At 65.3% G+C, this 18,053-nt stretch carries 17 protein-coding genes and 1 tRNA gene; 3 read left to right on the top strand and 15 right to left on the bottom strand.

Features of this window, described 5'->3' with window-relative positions:
• Positions 1–7: 7 nt before the first annotated feature.
• From GRI42_RS11955 to GRI42_RS11940, 4 genes are read right to left on the bottom strand one after another with little or no spacing between them, the layout of a single operon-like run.
• Positions 8–814 carry a DUF2059 domain-containing protein gene (locus tag GRI42_RS11955; RefSeq protein WP_160608704.1) on the bottom strand — a complete coding sequence of 269 codons (807 nt, stop codon included), beginning with the start codon at positions 812–814 and terminating at the stop codon, positions 8–10.
• Positions 815–838: 24 nt separating this feature from the next.
• The gene (pgmG, locus tag GRI42_RS11950) at positions 839–2,242 is read right to left on the bottom strand and encodes a phosphoglucomutase/phosphomannomutase PgmG (protein WP_160608703.1); all 1,404 of its coding nucleotides are present in this window, start codon (positions 2,240–2,242) and stop codon (positions 839–841) included.
• Positions 2,239–2,541: a J domain-containing protein gene (locus GRI42_RS11945; protein ID WP_160608702.1), complete on the bottom strand. Its 303-nt coding sequence runs from the start codon at positions 2,539–2,541 to the stop codon at positions 2,239–2,241. The genes pgmG and GRI42_RS11945 overlap by 4 nt, the downstream gene beginning before the upstream one ends.
• Positions 2,538–3,350: a division plane positioning ATPase MipZ gene (locus tag GRI42_RS11940; RefSeq protein ID WP_407692168.1), complete on the bottom strand. Its 813-nt coding sequence runs from the start codon at positions 3,348–3,350 to the stop codon at positions 2,538–2,540. The genes GRI42_RS11945 and GRI42_RS11940 overlap by 4 nt, the downstream gene beginning before the upstream one ends.
• An 86-nt stretch (positions 3,351–3,436) precedes the next feature.
• Here GRI42_RS11940 and panC point away from each other — a divergent pair, with 86 nt between their 5' ends.
• Positions 3,437–4,288: a pantoate--beta-alanine ligase gene (gene panC / locus GRI42_RS11935; RefSeq protein ID WP_160608700.1), complete on the top strand. Its 852-nt coding sequence runs from the start codon at positions 3,437–3,439 to the stop codon at positions 4,286–4,288.
• 12 nt (positions 4,289–4,300) lie between these two features.
• Here the strand turns inward: panC and GRI42_RS11930 are convergent.
• From GRI42_RS11930 to pepN, 9 genes are all read right to left on the bottom strand, one after another.
• A tRNA-Gly gene (locus GRI42_RS11930) sits at positions 4,301–4,374 on the bottom strand.
• A 57-nt stretch (positions 4,375–4,431) separates the two neighbouring features.
• Positions 4,432–5,067: an OmpA family protein gene (locus tag GRI42_RS11925; RefSeq protein ID WP_160608699.1), complete on the bottom strand. Its 636-nt coding sequence runs from the start codon at positions 5,065–5,067 to the stop codon at positions 4,432–4,434.
• Entirely contained in the window at positions 5,064–6,923 is a 1,860-nt protein-coding gene (locus tag GRI42_RS11920) for a cation:proton antiporter (protein WP_160608698.1), read from the bottom strand. Before GRI42_RS11920 ends, GRI42_RS11925 begins: the two co-directional genes overlap by 4 nt.
• Positions 6,924–7,017: 94 nt before the next feature.
• On the bottom strand, positions 7,018–7,554 hold the full coding sequence (locus GRI42_RS11915; protein ID WP_160608697.1) for an adenine phosphoribosyltransferase: 537 nt from the start codon (positions 7,552–7,554) through the stop codon (positions 7,018–7,020).
• Between the two features lie 82 nt (positions 7,555–7,636).
• Positions 7,637–8,488 carry a cytochrome c1 gene (locus GRI42_RS11910; protein WP_160608696.1) on the bottom strand — a complete coding sequence of 284 codons (852 nt, stop codon included), beginning with the start codon at positions 8,486–8,488 and terminating at the stop codon, positions 7,637–7,639.
• Between the two features lie 24 nt (positions 8,489–8,512).
• Positions 8,513–9,805 (bottom strand): cytochrome b, encoded by a 1,293-nt coding sequence (locus GRI42_RS11905; protein ID WP_160608695.1) that lies wholly within the window; start codon positions 9,803–9,805, stop codon positions 8,513–8,515.
• 23 nt (positions 9,806–9,828) lie between these two features.
• A complete protein-coding gene (gene petA, locus GRI42_RS11900; RefSeq protein ID WP_160608694.1) occupies positions 9,829–10,401 on the bottom strand; it encodes a ubiquinol-cytochrome c reductase iron-sulfur subunit in 573 nt (190 codons plus the stop codon).
• Between the two features lie 216 nt (positions 10,402–10,617).
• Positions 10,618–11,280, bottom strand: coding sequence for a peptidoglycan editing factor PgeF (gene pgeF / locus GRI42_RS11895; RefSeq protein ID WP_160608693.1), 663 nt, complete (start codon positions 11,278–11,280; stop codon positions 10,618–10,620).
• Complete coding sequence (gene pepN, locus GRI42_RS11890) at positions 11,273–13,924, bottom strand: aminopeptidase N (RefSeq protein WP_160608692.1); 2,652 nt, start codon at positions 13,922–13,924, stop codon at positions 11,273–11,275. The genes pgeF and pepN overlap by 8 nt, the downstream gene beginning before the upstream one ends.
• Positions 13,925–14,073: 149 nt before the next feature.
• On the opposite strand from pepN, the gene GRI42_RS11885 reads away from it, so the two are divergent.
• Together GRI42_RS11885 and GRI42_RS11880 are read left to right on the top strand one after the other, a co-directional pair.
• Complete coding sequence (locus GRI42_RS11885; RefSeq protein ID WP_160608691.1) at positions 14,074–15,318, top strand: M48 family metallopeptidase; 1,245 nt, start codon at positions 14,074–14,076, stop codon at positions 15,316–15,318.
• Positions 15,315–16,100, top strand: coding sequence for a Rossmann-fold NAD(P)-binding domain-containing protein (locus tag GRI42_RS11880; RefSeq protein WP_160608690.1), 786 nt, complete (start codon positions 15,315–15,317; stop codon positions 16,098–16,100). The genes GRI42_RS11885 and GRI42_RS11880 overlap by 4 nt, the downstream gene beginning before the upstream one ends.
• On the opposite strand, the gene GRI42_RS11875 is transcribed toward GRI42_RS11880, so the two are convergent.
• Positions 16,084–17,025, bottom strand: coding sequence for a DMT family transporter (locus GRI42_RS11875; protein WP_160608689.1), 942 nt, complete (start codon positions 17,023–17,025; stop codon positions 16,084–16,086). The two genes, GRI42_RS11880 and GRI42_RS11875, sit on opposite strands and share 17 nt — an antisense overlap.
• Positions 17,022–18,026 carry a threonine aldolase family protein gene (locus tag GRI42_RS11870; RefSeq protein WP_160608688.1) on the bottom strand — a complete coding sequence of 335 codons (1,005 nt, stop codon included), beginning with the start codon at positions 18,024–18,026 and terminating at the stop codon, positions 17,022–17,024. Before GRI42_RS11870 ends, GRI42_RS11875 begins: the two co-directional genes overlap by 4 nt.
• Positions 18,027–18,053 lie beyond the last annotated feature (27 nt).

Genomic DNA, 18,053 nt, shown 5'->3' with positions numbered 1-18,053 from the left:
GCGCGCCTCAGAAGGGGTTCTGTTCCGCAGCCGCTTCGGCGGCGACCTGCATCCCCAGTTCGAGCTCTTCCGCGCTCAGCCCGGCAAGGCCCATGATCCGCTCCTTCTGCGCTGCGGTGAGCGTTGCATAGGTGCGCTTGGCGCCGAGTTCGGCGGTGACGGCAGCCATCTTGGCCTCCATTGCGGCGAACTGTTCGAGCATCACCGGCAGGCTACCCATGGCCGCGCCCATGATGCGCGGGTCGTTGGCCAGCTGGTAGGACTTGCGCGCGAAGGTCGCACCGCTCGGGGTCGAGAAGAAGGCCGAAATGTCGTTCAATTCCGCGACCGAGAAGGTGGCGGCATAGGCCTCGCTCATGCCCTTGCGGATGGCGGGTTCCATCGCCGTCATCAGGTCGACCATGACTTCCTGCATCAGCGCGCCCTCGCGCTCGCGCCGCTCGCGCCAGGCGGGATCGACGATGGCCGCGATCTCGATCACCTGCTCGTCGGTGAGATCGAGCTCGGAGGCGTCGTAGCCGATGTGTTCGGCCAGGTTCGGCGGAGCCTTCTCGGCCAGCTTCATCATCGGGCCGAGCATGCCTTCGAACATGGAGCCCATGACTTCGCCCATGGTCCCCTGCGGCATGAGCTTGTCGACCACGGTGGTGGCGAGCGGCAGGCGGGCCTGCTGTTCGGCGGTCAGCGGCGGCGCGGCGAAGACTTCAGCCATGGCCGCCATCATGTCCGCTTCCTCGGCGGAATTGTCCTGCGCAGCCAGCGGCTGGGCAGCAAAGGCAAGCGGCGCACCCAGCGCCAGCAGCCACCTGGTCATTGGCATTCCCTCTCCGTAAATCCCTTAGTGCCCGACGCTTTCGCCGCGCTCGAGCCCACTGAGGGCCAGCTGTTCGTCGATCTGCGCCATCAGGCGGGCAAGGCCTTCCTCGCTGTCGCTCTCGGCGCGTGCGACGAGCACGTCCTGCGTGTTCGAGGCGCGCAGCAGCCACCAGCCGTCGGGCGTGCTGACACGCACGCCGTCGGTGCCGTTCACGTCGGCATCGGTGCCGGCGAGGCGGTCCTCGACCTCCTTGATGGCAGCAAACTTGCGGCTCTCGTCGACCTGGAAGCGCATCTCCGGCGTGTTCACCAGCTGGGGCATGGCGCCGCGCAGTTCGGTGACCGACTTACCCAGCCGCGCCGAGGCGGCGATCAAGCGCACGCCGGCATAGAGCGCGTCGTCGAAACCGTAATATTCGTCAGCGAAAAAGACGTGGCCGCTCATCTCACCGGCGAGCGGCGAGCCAGTTTCTTTCATTTTGGACTTGATCAGCGAGTGGCCGGTCTTCCACATGAGCGGCTCGCCGCCATGCGCGGTGACATGATCGAACAGGGCGCGGCTGGCCTTCACATCGGCGATGATCGTCGCGCCGCCAAGCGTCTGCAGCAGGTCCTCGGAATAGATCATCAGCAGCTGGTCGCCCCAAATCACCCGGCCCTCGCCGTCGATCGCGCCGATGCGGTCGCCATCGCCATCGAAAGCGATACCGAAATCGAGGGACTTTGCGGAGACGAGCTTTCGCAAATCCGCAAGGTTCTCCTCGACAGTAGGATCGGGATGATGATTGGGAAACGTGCCGTCGACATCGGTGTAGAGAAGGTGATGTTCGCCAGGCAGCTGCGCGACCAGCTTTTCGAGCGCCGGACCGGCGGCCCCGTTACCCGCGTCCCAGCCGATCCGCATGTCCGACAACGCTTCGCTGTCGATGGCGTCGAGCGCGGTCAGCATGCGGTGGACGTATTCGTCGATGATGTCGCGTTTCTCGACTTCGCCTGCACCATCCGTCCACTCGCCCGCAGCCGCGCGGCGCCCCAGTTCCTGGATGTCCGCGCCGAAAAACGGGCGGCCCTGGAACACCATCTTGAAGCCGTTGTAATTGGGGGGATTGTGGCTGCCGGTTATCTGGATGCCGCCGTCGATGTCGTGATCGCTTGCCTCGGCATAATATAGCATGGGCGTCGCGCCGAGGCCGATGCGCACGACATTGCAGCCCGATGCGGTCAGCCCTTCCACAAGGGCATGTTCCAGCATGGGCGAGCTAACCCGACCGTCATAGCCGACCGCGACGCGGCTTCCGCCGGCTTCGCGCAGCATCGAACCGAAGGTGCGCCCGATCGCGCGTGCATCTTCCGCCCCAAGGGTTTCGCCGATGATCCCGCGAATGTCGTATTCGCGCAGGATGGTGGCGTGGAAGGCGTGTGTCATTGGGGAGGCTCCGGATTTTCGTAAGGTAGTTCGTTCAACAGCAGGTCGCGTGCCGCGTTCAATTCCTGCATCTGCGCCTTGTCCCCGCCCCTGTCAGGGTGGAGCAGCGCGGCCATCTGCCGGTGTGCGTCGCGGATTTCGCGGTGGCTTGCCCTCGCCGAGACATTAAGCAGCCGGCGGGCCTTGAAGATCGCCTGTTCGCGGGTCTTGGCGGGCCTCAGATAGTCCCACGGCCACTTGCCCAGCGCCCAGCGGCAAAAGATCGAAAGTGCCGCGGCGATCAGGATGAAACGTGTCATTCGGCAGCCTCTTCATGCGGTCCTGTTGCGCTACCGGGCAGCCTCAGAGAGGCGACCAGTCCGCGCAATTCCTGTCGCGCGACCAGATGGCTGGTCCCCAGATCGCCCAGGTGCCCCTTGTCGAGCAGGGTCAGGCCGGAAGGGAACAGCTCACGGTAGATCACGCGTTCCGACAGACCCTTGGCCGTGCGGAAGCCGACGCGCTTGGACATTTCCGCCAGCGCCTGTTCGATGCGCGCCATGTTGCGCGCCTCGGTGTGGCCGGTGCGGTTGCGCACGACCACCCAGTCCATCGGCGGGCGCTGGCGTTCGAGCTGGGCGCGGCCGCGCTTGATACGCGCCTCCCAGATCAGTTCGGCGTAGAAGGACAGCTTCTTCACCTTAAACGTCTCGCCCTCGACCTGGCCGATGAGGTCGAAATCGACGAAGCTGTCGTTCATCGGCGTGACCAGCGTATCCGCCTGCGTCGCGGCGAAACGGGCCAGCGGATCGTCGCGCCCGGGCGTATCCACGACCACGAAGTCGGCGCCAGCCCCCTGCTCTTCCACGAAGGCGCCGAATTCCTGCTCGTCCATGCCTTCGACCGTGTGGCACCGCACTGTCGGCAATTCGATGCCGCGCCGCGCCGCAGTCTCCGCGCGGTTCTCGAAATAGCGGCACATGGTCCGCTGGCGGTGGTCGAGATCGAAGGCGACGACGTCCGCCCCGCGATAGGCCAGCGCAACCGCGACATGGACGGCCGTGGTCGATTTTCCCGTGCCGCCCTTTTCGTTGGCGAAGGTAATCCAGTGGGGCGTGTCGGTAGGCACGGTGGGGCTGTTCTCGCAAATGGTTGATGCATCCCCGCGCACGGCGCTAGGGCTTGGCATCGGTCCTTATCCAAGGGGATACACTGGTGCAAACGGCCCGTGAACTGGAAGTGTTGAGGAATGAAGTCAAAGCCCTGCGCCAAGGCGGGCGAACGATCGCACTCGTTCCCACGATGGGCGCGCTGCACGATGGGCATCTGACGCTGGTGCGCCGCGCGCGCGAGGCGGCGGACCATGTGGTGGCCTCGATCTTCGTCAATCCCCGCCAGTTCGGAGCGGGCGAAGACCTCGACGCCTATCCGCGGCAGCTTGCCCGCGATTCCGAACTGCTGGAAGCGGAAGGCGTGGTCCTGCTGTGGGCGCCGGTACCCGAAGCCATGTATCCAGCAGGCTATGCCACCAACATCTCGGTCGCCGGGGTGAGCGAGGGCCTGTGCGGCGGAAACCGGCCCGGCCATTTCGACGGCGTCGCAACGGTCGTGTGCAAGCTGTTCAACCAGGTCATGCCCGATGTCGCCTTCTTCGGCGAGAAAGACTGGCAGCAGCTCGCCGTCATTCGCCGGATGGCCCGCGATCTCGATCTCACCCTGCCCCATGTCGACAACATTCGCGGCGTGCCGATCGTGCGCGAGGCGGACGGTCTCGCGATGAGCAGCCGCAATGCCTACCTTTCCGCAGAGCAGCGCAGCCAGGCAGCGGCAATTCCGCAGGCCATGCGCGAAGCCATCGCGGCTGTCGTTAGTGGTCAGGCGGTCGAGAATGAGCTCGTTGCGCTTTCCGCCAAGCTCCTCGAAGCCGGGTTCGACAGTATTGATTACGCGGAAGTGCGCGATGCGGACAGCCTCGTCCTGCTCGATGCAGACAACGGCAATGCGCGTCTCTTCGTCGCTGCACGGATCGGCGGCACGCGGCTGATCGACAACATGGCTGTGGCTTGAAGGCCTGCGGACTGGAGCGGGTAAGGGGAATCGAACCCCTCTAGCTAGCTTGGAAGGCTAGAGCATTACCACTATGCTATACCCGCTCGTGTCCGTCCGGGCGGCCGCGCAAATGCCACCGGGACATGCCTGCCGTCAACAGGTCATTCGCTGGCGACTTCCGATTGCGCGCGCGCTTCTTCTTGCTCCTTGGTGATCGTCTCGATCAGCGTGGGTTCGCGCGCGTCTTCTTCTTCCAATCTGGTGGTCTCGATGGTGATTTCCACCCTGCGATTGGCTGCACGGCCTACTTCGTTGGGCTGGCCATCGGGCAGCGCATTGGGCTCCATCGGGTTCTGTTCGCCGAAGGCGATAACCTTGATCCGGCTTTCGGCGACGCCGTTCTCGACGAGGAAAGCCTCTACCGCCTCGGCCCGCTCGAGCGAAGCGGCGAGGTTGGCTGCATCCGTGCCGCCCGAATCGGAATGACCGCGCAACACGATGCGCCCGCCCTGGCCCATTTGCGGGGAATCGAGCACCGTCGCCAGTTCCGCCAGCGCCGCTTCGGTCAGCTCCGCCGTCCCGTCGGGAAAGCCCAGCGTGGTGACGAGCGGCGGCAGCATGGCTTCGGGGGTATCCGAACCCTTGGGGCCGGCGCCCTCCTTGTCGAAAATCGAGCGAGGCCCGTCGGTGGGCGTCGCTTCCGGATCGGGCGCGTCACCGCTGCCACAGGCGGAAAGCCCTGCGACAGCCACGGCCAGCGCGATGGTGGGGATCCAGGTCCTCGGTTGGCGGGTCATGCTGTCTGGGTTCCCTGTTTTTTGCCCGGCTTCCGGCGGGCCGCATTGTCTTCCGCAGTGCGGGGTTGCGGCGGGAGGAAGCTCAGGATCGTGTCGCCCGCGCGCGGTTCGGGCCGCGCGGCGTGCGTGAAGAAGCGGATCGTGCCGTCGCGGCGGATCAGCAGCAGCATGTTAGCGGCGTCAGGCAGGCGCTCGCGCGCATCCTCGAAGTCGAATTCGTCCGACAGCTTGGTCTTGCGGAAGACCCAGCCCTGGCGCTGGCGCTCGGACACGTCCTCCACGCCGAAGCCGGATTCGAACAGGGCGCGCCCGCGCAGGCTCTCGGGCAGCGAGTGGCGGTCGTCGCTCTGCGCCGCCTCGCCCAGCTGGAACACCTTGTCGCGCCCGATCTCGAAGGCGAATTCATTGCAGACGAGCGCGTTGTAGGCCTCGTTCTCGGTCGCCGCGACGAGGTTCTGGTAGGGCGCGAGCTCGAGATTGTGCTCGGTCGCTTCGTTGAGGATTTCGCCGTGGTAGAAGGGGATGCCCTTCTGCCGTGCGAGTGCGAGGCGCTGCCAGCTGGCATCGACGATGATGACGGGCGCCTTCATGTCACGCACCTGTTCTGCCAGCGCGATGGTCCAGGGCGTGCTGCCGACGATCAGGATGCCGGGCCGGGTGGCGCCTTTCACATTGAGCAGCCTGGCGACGAGGTTCACGGTGAAGCCGTGCGCCACGATGGTCACGACGACCACGGCAAAGCTGAGGCCGATGAGCAGGTTCGCGTCCTTGAAGGCGAGCGGTGGCTCGGCGAGGCGCAGCGCGAACAGGCCCGAGATGGCGACCAGGACGATGCCGCGCGGGGCGATCCAGGACAGGAACAGGCGCTCGTTCCACGGGATATTCGTGCCGAGAAGGCTGATGAGGATGGTTGCCGGTCGCACCACGAACAGTAGGGCGAGCAGGAAGGCCACGATCGGCCAGTTGATCAGCCTGATGTCCTCGAAACTGAGCGAAGCCGAGAGAAGGATGAAGATGCCCGACACCAGCAGGATCGCGATGTTTTCCTTGAACGGATGGATGGAGCGCAGGCTGGAGACATGCATGTTGGCCAGCGCAACGCCCATCACGGTCACCGCGACGAGGCCTGCCTCGTGCTCGATCAGGTTCGAGATCACGAAGACGCCGATCACTGCGGTCAGCAGCACCGGGACTTTGAGGTATTCCGGCACCGCGCCGCGCGGGAAGGACCAGGCGATGGCGAGCGCGGCGACATAGCCGATGATACCGGCGATGATGGCAGCGATGATGAGCGGGGGGACGACTTCGAACAGGGTAGCGTTCGGCTGTTCGGCGACTTTGCGGAAATATTCGAAGGCAATGACCGCACACAGGGCGCCGGTCGGATCGTTGACGATCGCTTCCCACTTGAGGATCGAGGCGGGGCGCGACTTGACCGAGCTCTGCCGCAGCAGCGGGATCACGACGGTCGGGCCGGTCACGACAAGGATGCCTCCGAACAGGATCGCCACTTCGGGCGCAAGGCCGGCGATGTAGATGCCGGCCAGCGAGCCGAACAGCCAGCCCAGCACCACGCCGACGGTCGCAAGGCGCATGACCGCGCTGCCCGTGTGGCGAAGCTCGCGGAAATCGAGGCTCAGCCCGCCCTCGAACAGGATCAGCGCAACGCCGACGGCCACCATGGGTTCAAGCAGTTCGCCGAACGCGTGTTCAGGGTCGAACACGCCCAATACCGGTCCTGCAAGGAAGCCGGCTGCAAGCATCAGGACGATGGCAGGCCACCCGGTCCGCCACGCAAGCCATTGCGCGCCGATCCCGAGGATGCCCACCAAGGCTATGACAAGTGTCTGTTCCATGCCCCTCGCACTGACTGCCGACGCCCCCGCGGCACGTCACGCAGCCTCAATGCCCGAAACGCCCGATATATCCAAATTTTCGCAGGACTTCCGGCTAATCGCCTTCGAATTCCATCAACGAGCGCACCTGCACGCCGGTGGCTTCGAGACGCTTCGCCCCGCCGAGGTCCGGCAGGTCGATGACGAACGCCGCCACGGGCACGCTGGCACCGGCCTTGCGTAGAAGCTCTGCCGCCGCACAGGCAGTGCCGCCGGTCGCGAGCAGGTCGTCGACGATCGCGACCTGCTGGCCTGCCGCGACCGAGGTCGGGTCCATCTCCAGCCGGTCGGCGCCGTATTCCAGCGCGTAGTCGACGCCGATGGTCGCAATCGGCAGCTTGCCGGGCTTGCGGATCGGGATGAAGGGGAGGCCAAGCGCGGACGCACTCGCCGCGCCGAAGATGAACCCGCGCGCTTCCATGCCGGCGATCGCCTGCGCGCCAGAATCGGCAACCCGTTCGACCAGCCAATCCACGCTGGCCCGGAAGCCTTCGCCATGCCCGACCAGAGTGGTGATGTCGCGGAACTGGATGCCCGACTTGGGAAAGTCCGGAACGGTCCGCACGAGAGCCTTGAGCTCGGCCGGGGTCATCGAAACGCTACTCCTGAAATGCAGAGCGCCCCTCTCATCGCTGGGATGGAGGGGCGCCCTGTTATCGTGATTGAAGCGGGGATCAGTCTTTCCGCGGCTTCACCGCAGCCCAGATCTGCTTCTTCGACATGTAAGCGAGGATCGTCGCGAACAGCAGGAAGACCAGCACCGGCCAGCCGGTCTGCTTGCGCTTCACCAGCGTCGGTTCTGCCGTCCAGGTGAGGAAGGCGGCGACGTCTTCCGACATCTGCTTCACCGTCGCCTCGGTACCGTCGTCATAGGTGACCTGGCCGTCGGTGGTGATCGGCGGGGCCATGGCGAGGTTGAGGTTCGGGAAATAGATGTTGTGGTGGAGGCCCGGCGACGGAGCCGCTTCGGGGTGTTCTGCCAGCAGTTCCGCGCTCGGCTCCTGGTAACCCTGAAGCAGCGAGGCGACATAGTTCGTGCCGTCGCCGCGTGCCTTGGTGATCAGCGAGAGATCCGGCGGGATCGCGTTGCCGTTAGCAGCCGCAGCGGCAACCGCGTTCGGGTAGGGCGACGGGAAGTAATCGGTCGGCAGGCCCGGACGCATGTTGGCTTCACCGGTCTGCGGGTCGATGCCCGGGACCTGCTTGGAAGCGGCGAATGCCTTCACCTGGCCTTCGGAATAGCCGAGTTCCTCGAGGTTGCGGAAGGCAACGAACTTGAGGCTGTGACAAGCGGCACAGACTTCGCTGTAGACCTTGAGGCCGCGCTGCAGCTGCGCCTTGTCCCAAGTGCCGAAGGGGCCGTCGAACGAATAGTCGACGTCCACCGGCTTGGAATACGGCAGGTGTCCCTGCGCTTCTTCGGTGGCGGCGTTATAGGCGCCGATCACGAAGGCGAAGAGAGCAACGAAGGCGAAGCCGAGGCCGACGAGAATGGCGACGAGGCGGACGCTGAGGAGTTTGGTCATGACCTTGTATCTTTCTCGTATCGCTTAGACGGCCGGCGTCGTGTTTTCGCCGAGCACGGCCTTCTTGTCCGAACCCAGGACCGCTTCGGTGATCGAATAGGGCAGCGGTTCGGGCTTCTCCACGCTGCTGACGATCGGCAGAATCACCAGGAAGTGGAGGAAGTAGTAGGCCGTGGCGATCTGGCTGAGCATCACGTAGGGCTCTTCAGCCGGAGCGCCGCCGCAGATGAACAGGACGATCATCGCCGGGATCAGGCCGAACCAGAAGAACTTGCGGAACATCGGGCGGTAGTGGCCGCTGCGCACCGGCGACTTGTCGAGCCAAGGCAGGAAGAACCACAGCAGGATGGCGCTGAACATGGCGATCACGCCCCACAGCTTTGCCGGCAGGATGAAGTCCACCGTGAAAGCACGCAGGATCGCGTAGAACGGCCAGAAGTACCATTCCGGAACGATGTGTGCCGGGGTCGAGAGCGGGTTCGCCTCGATGTAGTTGTCCGGGTGGCCGAGCGCGTTGGGCAGGAAGAAGACCAGCGCGAAATAGGCCAGCAGGGCGATGCCGAGGCCGAAGCCGTCCTTCGCCGTGTAATAGGGGTGGAAGGGAACGGTGTCGCTTTCGCTCTTCACTTCGACGCCGGTCGGGTTCGACGAACCCGGGATGTGCAGCGCCCAGATGTGCAGGATCACCACGCCCAGGATCACGAAGGGCAGCAGGAAGTGCAGCGAGAAGAAGCGGTTCAGTGCGGCGTTGTCGGGGGCAAAACCGCCGAGCAGCCAGATCTGGATCGGCTCGCCGACCAGCGGGATCGCGCCGAACAGGCCGGTGATGACCTTCGCGCCCCAGAAGCTCATCTGGCCCCAGGGAAGGACGTAACCCATGAAGGCGGTGGCCATCATGAGCAGGAAGATCACGACGCCGAGCAGCCAGATCATCTCGCGCGGGGCCTTGTACGAAGAGTAGAAGAGGCCGCGGAAGATGTGGATGTAGACGACAATGAAGAAGAAGCTGGCGCCGTTGGCGTGCGCATAGCGCATCAGCCAGCCCCAATTGACGTTGCGCATGATGTGCTCGGTCGTCGCAAAGGCGACCTGCGCATTCGCCGCGTAGTGCATGGCGAGCACGATGCCGGTGACGATCTGCACCATGAGGAACACGCCGGCGAGCACGCCGAAGTTCCAGAAATAGGACAGGTTGCGCGGAACCGGGTAGCCGGCACCGACAGCGTTATAGACGAGGCGCGGAAGCGGCAGCTTCTCGTCGAGGAAGCGGGTAAAGCCGTTGCTCGGCTGGTATTCGCGTGCCCAGGGAAAGCTCATGATCTTGTCTCTCGTCTCTTAGCTCAGCCGACCTGGATGACCGTGTCCGAGGTAAACTCGTATTCCGGCACTTCGAGGTTGGTCGGTGCCGGGCCTTTGCGGATGCGGCCGGCCGTATCGTAGTGCGAACCATGGCAGGGGCAGAAATAGCCGCCGAATTCGCCCTTCACCTCGCCTTCGGCGGCGCCCAGCGGCACACAGCCGAGGTGGGTGCAAACGCCCATGGTGACGAGCATGTCGTTGTGGCCTTCCTTGGTCCGCTCTTCCAGCGTCTGCGGGTCGCGCATCGCCGACAGCGGGGCCGAGTTGGCTTCGGCGACTTCCGCCGGGGTGAGGCGGCGCACGAACAGCGGCTGCTTGCGGAACACGGCCTTGATGGCCTGCCCCGGCTGGATCGCCGAAACGTCGACTTCGGTCGTGCTGGCAGCAAGGACGTCCTTGGAGGGCGCCATCTGGCTCACCAGCGGGTAGACGACCGCGAGGCCGCCGACGCCGGCTGCGCCGATTGCTGCCACGTCGAGGAAGTCGCGACGGCGGATGCCGTCCTCGGTCGTGGTCACGGTTTCGTTGGAAGCGGTTGCAGTCGTGTCTGCCATCAGCGCGTTGCCTTGCCTGCCTTACATGTCACACGCCCGGGACGGGCGTTCGACCAAAAGAATTGCGATCCGTTTGCCGGAGATTCCGGTGCAGCTTCGGCGTGCCGAAAAAGCCTGCGCGAAAGCCCCCGGTGTCCCGGTTTGGTCCGGGCCTCTAGCCTTATTGCGCATCCTTGCCAACCGCCATTTTGGCGACGGGCGTTCGCAAACATGCAACTATCCACGAAGCCCGATAACGCTGAGCTGGCGCCCCTCGGTGGGCTCCTGCCGGTGCGTGGCGCGGCGATAGGAATAAAACCGCGCAGGCTCGGCATAGGTATCGAGCGCCAAGTCGTCGATTCGCCCGACGCCTGCCCTGCCGAGCCGGTGCGCGACGTAAGCAGGCAGGTCGAATTGCAGGCGATCTCCCTGCCCGCTTTCGAAGAATCGCCCGTCGTCCGCCTCGAACTGGTCGCGGAAGCCGCCGTCCACCTCGTAGCTGGCCTGCGCGATGGTCGGCCCGATGGCGGCCTCAATCCGGGATGCCAAAGCGCCGAGCGATTCCATCGCCTCGATCGTGTTTTCCAGCACGCCGCGGTGCGCGCCGCGCCAGCCGGCATGCGCCGCGCCGACCACTCCGGCCTCGCGGTCGGCGAGGAGAACCGGCGCGCAATCGGCCGTGACGATGCCCAGCAGGAGGCCCGGCCTGTCCGTCACCAGCGCATCGCCCTCGCGCGGCTCGCTGGGCGGCTCGCGCAGCTTGATCGCATCGGCGGAGTGGATTTGCACCAGCTTGCAGAGGGGCGCGCCGGGCAGGACGTCGTCGGAGGTCAGCCCGCCGCGCGTCGAGAAGCCGTGGGGCAGCCCTTCGAGCAGCGGGGAGCGGACAATCTCAGCCAAGGGAGCGGGTCACCTGCTCGAACGTATCGCGCGACAGCTTGGGCGCCTCCGCGATCCGTTCCAGCTGCTCGCGCATCATCGCCGCACGGCCCGGTTCGATCCTGCGCCAGCGGCCGAGCGGCGGCACGAAGCGCGCCGCGGTCTGGGCGTTGATCGGGTCGAGCGCGAGGATCAGGTCGCCGATCATGCGATAGCCTTCCCCGTCGGGGGCATGGAAGCCGTGCGGATTGGCCGCAAAGGCCATGTAGAGCGAGCGCACGCGGTTGGGATTGCGCAAGGTGAAGTCGGGGTGTTCCGCCAAGGCCTTCACATGCTCCACCACGCCGGGGTGCAGCGAGGACGCCTGCAGCGCGAACCACTTGTCGACCACCAGCGCATTGCCGCGATAGCGGTTGTAGAAGTCGAGCAGCTTGTTCGTCCGCTCCACCCCTTCGAGGCCGGTCAGCACCATCAGCGCACCCTGGCGGTCGGTCATGTTGTCGGCGCGCTCGTACTGGGAGGCGGCCAGCTCGGCAGCCTTGGCAGGATCGCTGGCGGCGGCATAGGTCAGCACCAGCGTCTTGACCTTGCGCGCGCCCTTGGCCTCCGCCTCGAGCGAGAAGGGGATCTTCTCCGCGCGGTCGTAGAGCGCGTGCATTTCTGCCGAGAGCCTGCTGCCCAGTTCCGCCTTAAGCGCCTCGCGCTCGGTATGGATGCGGCCCGGGTCGGAGACGTCCATCTGCTCAGCGATGTAGGTCTGGCTCGGCATGATCATCAGTTCGCCGCGCATCAAATCGTCGAGCTTGGCATCGGTCAGGATCGCGCGCATCGCCTCGGCGATATCCTCGCGCCCGCCCCTGCGTTCATCGTCCGAAAGCGTCCCGCCGACCGCGGCGACGAGATGGCCGACCATCAGGTCCTGCATCGCCTCGTAGCGGGCGAAGGGATCGTCGTCGCGCGCGGCGAGGAACACTAGCTCCTCGCGCGGGATGCTGCGTTCCACCGTGACGGGCGCGGAAAAACCGCGGTTGATCGAGAGCACCGGCTTTTCGGCAAAGCCCTGGAAGCGGTATTCGGCGCTCGCCTTGTCAAGCACGACCAGTTGTTCGCCCGAATGCTTTCCGCTCGCCCGGTCGAACAGGGCAACTTTGAGCGGGATGGGCATGGGCTGCTTGAGCGGCTGGCCGGGCGTTTCCGGCACGGTCTGGCCGAGTTTCAGTACCGCCTCGTCGCCTTCGTGCGACAGGTCGACGGTCACTTTCGGCGTGCCGGCCTGCGAATACCACAGGCGGAACTGCGTGAGGTCGAGCCCCACGCCGTCCTCGATCGACTTGACGAAATCCTCGCAGGTTGCGGCCTCGCCGTCGTGACGGTCGAAATAGAGGTCGGTCCCCTGACGGAACCGTTCCTCGCCCGCCATGGTGCGCATCATGCGGATGACTTCGGCGCCCTTGTTGTAGACCGTCGCAGTGTAGAAATTGCTGATCTCGCGGTAGCTGTCGGGCCGGATCGGATGCGCCAGCGGGCCGCTGTCCTCGGGGAACTGCGCGCTGCGCAGGATGCGCACGTCCTCGATCCGCTTGACCGGGGCAGAGCCCATGTCCTGGCTGAACAGCTGGTCGCGCAGGACCGTGAAGCCTTCCTTGAGCGAGAGCTGGAACCAGTCGCGGCAGGTGATGCGGTTGCCCGACCAGTTGTGGAAATACTCGTGCCCGATCACGCCTTCGACGGCGTCGAAATCGCCGTCCGTCGCGGTGTCGGGGTCGGCCAGCACGTATTTGGTGTTGAAGACGTTGAGCCCCTTGTTCTCCATCGCCCCCATGTTGAAATCGCTCACCGCGACGATGTTGAACAGGTCGAGGTCGTATTCGCGCCCGAAGGCTTCCTCGTCCCATTTCATCGAGCGCTTGAGGCTGTCCATGGCGTGCTGCGTGCGTTCGAGATCGCCTTCGCGGACCCAGACGTTCAGTTCGACCTTGCGGCCGTTCATGGTGGTGAAGCTGTCGGTATTGGCGACAAGGTCGCCTGCCACCAGCGCGAAAAGATAGGACGGCTTGGGCCACGGGTCGTGCCATTCAGCCCAGTGGTCGGCGCCCTCCTCGCCCGTCGCCACGCGGTTGCCGTTGCACAGCAGGATCGGGAACTGGGCCTTGGGCCCGCTCATGCGGACGGTATAGGTCGAAAGCACGTCGGGCCGGTCGGGGAAGAAGGTGATGCGGCGGAAGCCTTCGGATTCGCACTGGGTGCAAAGCATGCCGTTCGAGGCATAGAGGCCCATCAGCTGCGAATTCGATGCCGGATCGATCTCGGTCTCGATGGCGATCTCGTGCGCATCGCCCGGCAGGGTCAGCACTATATCGTCGCCGTCCATGGTGAAGGCGCTGGTCGGCTCGCCGTCGACCTTGACGCGGGTGGCGGTAATACCGTCGCCGTTCAGGCGTATTGTGGGCGACTTGTCCGCCTTTGCATTGCGAACGACGGTCAGGCGCGAGCGGACGCGCGTGCTGTCGAGGCCGAGTTCGAAATCGAGCCGGGTGTCGGGGACGAGCCAGGGGAATGGGCGGTAATCCTCGCGCCGGATCTCGGGCGGATCGTGCGGCTGCATCGCGGCATCGGCCATCTCGATATTGCCGTCGGGGTTCGAGGGGGTGCGGGCGATATCCATGGTTTTCCTGATAAATGCTGGGGTCGGGTGCTCTGTGTCACCCAAACCAACGCCCGTCGAGGGCTTGCGTTCACTCGTCGGACCGCAAGCGCGGTGCGATTGACAGATTCGCCGCTCTCCCGCAGCCAGCGCGCAGGAGGGAATTTGCCATGCTGGACCTGCTTGCCACGGCAGCGGGCGGTTTCGATGTCGAAACCGCGACGCGCGCCTATCTCGATACCTTGCAGGGCCCGGCCCGCGCACAGTCGGACGCCTATTTCGAAGGGGGCTACTGGCTGATCCTGTGGGGCGCACTGGCCAGCATCCTGGCCGATTGGCTGCTGCTGCGCTTCCGCCTGGCCGCAGCCTTCCGCAACATCGGCGAGCGGGTGAGCAAACGCCGCTGGGCAGTCACCGGCATTACCGCCCTGCTCTACTCGATCGTCGCGCCGATATTGCTGCTCCCCTGGACGATCTACACGGAGTTCTTCCGCGAGCAGCAGTACAGCCTGATGTCGCAGAATTTCAGCACATGGGCAGGCGAACAGCTGGTGGGGCTCGCCATCGAACTCATCATCGCGCCGCTCCTGATCATAGCGATCTATGCGCTGATCCGGCGCGCGCCGAAGAGCTGGTGGCTCTGGGCGACCGGCGTCATCGGGGTGTTCATGCTGGTCGGCATGGTGCTGGCACCGGTGTTCGTCTCGCCGCTTTTCAACACCTACGAGGAAATGGAACAAGGCCCGCTGCGCGACAGGATCGAGGCGGTGGCAGCGAAGTACGACATCCCGGCCGAGCACATCTACGTGTTCGACCAGTCGAAGCAGCACAAGCGCATTTCGGCCAACGTATCCGGGCTCGGCCCGACGATCCGCATCTCGCTCAACGACAACCTGCTCGAACGCACCAGCGAGGAGGAAATCCTTGCCGTGATGGGTCACGAGATGGGTCACTACAAGCTCGACCACGTCTGGTGGATCGTCGGCATCTACCTCGCGATTTTCGGCACCGGCCTGTTCACGATCAGCCGCGTCGCACCCCGGCTGATCGCGCGGCACGGCCAGAAATGGGATGTGCGCGACATCACCGACCCGGCTTCGCTGCCGGTCCTGACGATCCTGTTTTCCGCGTGGATGCTGGTGATGACCCCGGCGACCAATTCGCTCGTCCGCTGGGCGGAGAGCGAGGCCGATGCCTTCGGGCTCGATGCGGCGCAGGAGCCGGACGGTTTCGCCAAGGTAGCCATGCGCCTGTCGGAATATCGCAAGATCGAGCCGGGTCTGGTCGAGGAAATGCTGTTCTTCGACCACCCGAGCGGCGCAACCCGCGTTCGCATGGCGATGCAGTGGAAGGCCGACAATGTCACCGATCCGCAGGTCGTCATTCCCGAGGAAGGCTATCTCGACGCCGAATGAGCCGCCTTCTTATCTTCGGCCTTGGCTACACCGCCTCGCGCATAGCCGACGCGCTGCACGGGCGCGGCTGGGAGGTGCGGGCCACCGGCAGTGCGGGCGATCTCGATTTCGCCGATCGCGAAGGCGTTCTCGCCGCACTCGATGATGCCAGCCACCTGCTGAGTTCCGTCCCGCCGGCAGAGGAAAGCGATCCGGTGCTCGATGGCTTCGGCGATGTGCTGGGGGACAAATGGCTCGGCTACCTGTCCTCGACCGGCGTCTATGGCGATGCGCAGGGTGCCTGGGTTGACGAGAGTGCGCCTGTCGGAACCGGGCGCCGCGCCGCGCGGGCGGAATGCGATTCACGCTGGCTTGCGATGGGCGCCCGCGTGTTCCGCCTGCCCGGCATCTACGGCCCGGGACGCAGTGCGCTTGACCGTGTGCGTTCGGGCAAGGCCCATCGGATCGACTTGCCGGAGCAGGTGTTCAGCCGGGTGCACGTCGACGATATCGTGGCCGGCGTGGTCGCGGCAATCGACAGTGATGCGCCGGAGGGCGCCTACAACCTTTCCGACGACCTGCCCACCAGCCAGAATGCCGTGATCGAGGAGGCTTGCCGCCTGCTCGGGCAGGAGCCGCCACCGCTGCAATCGATGGAAGAGGCCGACCTCTCGCCCATGGCGCGCGGCTTCTATGCGGAGAACCGGCGCGTGGCGAACGGCAAGGCGAAGCGAGTGCTCGGCTGGGAGCCTCTCTATCCGACATACCGCGAAGGGCTGGCGGCGATCAGGGCTCGGGAGTAGCGCGGCGCGGCGGCGCGGCGCGGGTGCGCATCGCGACGACCATGCCGGCGAGCGTGATGGCGGCTCCGGCTGCAGGCAGCCAATCCCACTGGAACCCTTCGAACAGGGTCGAAAGGATCATTGCCACCACCGGCACCACGACCGAACTGTAGGCTGCCTGCCCTGCCCCGACCTTGCGCACAAGGCCGTAATAAAGCGGGAAGGTAACGACCGATCCCATCAGGCCGAGGTAGAGGATGCCGAGGGCATATTCGGGCCGCGGATCGAATTGCGGCGGGCCCTGCGTCACCAGCGCGAAAATCGAATTGATCGCCACGCCGCACAGCATTGCCCAGGCGAGCAGCGTGCGCAGCGGGATGCGTTTCGCCCCCTCGGTCGCCTGCACGATATTGGCGACACTGGCGGACAGGATCCCGCCCAGTGTCAGCGCCGCGCCGAGCAGCACTTCCCCGAGCGTTGCCGGGGATGCGCGATATTCATGCGCGAACAGCATGGCGACACCGACCGCCGCGATGCCAGACCCGATCACGAACTCGCGCCGGATCGGCTGGCCCAATACGAAGCGGCCGAGCACGGCATTGGGCACGACCAGCAGCGCGAACATCACTGCCACGAGGCCGGAGGTGATGTAGTGTTCCGCATTGTAGACGAAGCTGAAATTGAGCGAGAACTGGAACAGGCCCAGCGCCAGTACCCAGACCCAGCCTTCGCGCGGGAGTGCCAGCGGCTCGCCCCGCATCCTGGCGAGGATGAACATCCCCGCAGCCGCGACGATGAAGCGGTAAGCGATCGACCAGCTTGGCGGGACCGAGGATATCTGGTCGCGGATCACCAGCCATGTGCCGCCCCAGATCACGCTCACCAGCAGGAAGGCCGCGAGATTGCGCGGGAAAAGCAGGCTTTCGTCGCCGGACGCTGCGCTCATAGAGCGGCGATCGCTGTCGCCAGCGCGCGGGCGTCTTCCTCGCGCGTATTCCAGGCAGTGACGAAGCGGGCCGCGTCATCGCCCCAGTCGTAGAAAGCAAATCCCTGACCGCGCAGCACCTCGCGCTCGGCAGCAGTGCAGTTCACGAACAGCTCGTTCGCTTCGACCGGGTGCATCAGCCGGTCGCTGCAGGCACTGGCAATTTCCTGCGCCGCATCATTGGCCGCGCGGGCATTGGCGAGCCACAAATCGCCCTCCAGCATGGCGTGGATCTGGGCGGCGAGATAGCGGCCCTTGCTTTGCAAATGTCCGGCGCGCTTGCGGCGATAGCGCGCGACATCGGCCAGCGAGGCGTCGAAGAAGACGATCGCTTCTGCACTCATGCCGCCGTTCTTCACGAATCCGAAGCTCAGCGCATCGACATCGCCTGCCACCTCTGCGGCGGGAAGTCCGAGGAACGCAGCCGCATTGCCGAAGCGCGCACCGTCCATGTGGAGCCCGAGCCCGCGTTCGCGTGCCAGCGCGGAAATCTGCGCGAGTTCGTCCGGCCGGTAGCTGCGGCCATATTCGCTCGCCTGCGTAATCGAGATCGCGTGCGGCTGGACCTGGTGGACGTCGTCGCGGATCGGGTCGATCACGGCGCGGATTGCATCGGGCGTCAGCTTGGCGCCCTCGCCCTGCCCGAGCAGCAGCTTGGCACCGTGCAGATAGAAGCCGGGCGCGCCGCCTTCGTCCACCTCGATATGCGCCTCCTCGTGGCAGACCACGCCGCCATGCGGCTGGACCATGGTGGCAAGCGCAAGGCAGTTTGCCGCCGTTCCCGTCGCCACCCACAGCGCGGCACACTCGCGGCCGAACAGGGCGGAAAACTTCTCGTCCAGCGCCGCGCTGACGGCATCGCCGTCGTACGGAGAATCGGGCGCATCGGCCGCCTGCATGGCCTCCCAGACGCTGGGATGGACGCGGGCGGCATTGTCGGAAAGAAAGAGGGCCTGGCTCATGTCAGGAACGCCACTAGCGCGCACGGC

Source organism: Qipengyuania gaetbuli (assembly GCF_009827315.1).
GTDB classification, from domain to species: domain Bacteria; phylum Pseudomonadota; class Alphaproteobacteria; order Sphingomonadales; family Sphingomonadaceae; genus Qipengyuania; species Qipengyuania gaetbuli.
This window is presented reverse-complemented; position numbering and strand designations above follow the sequence as displayed.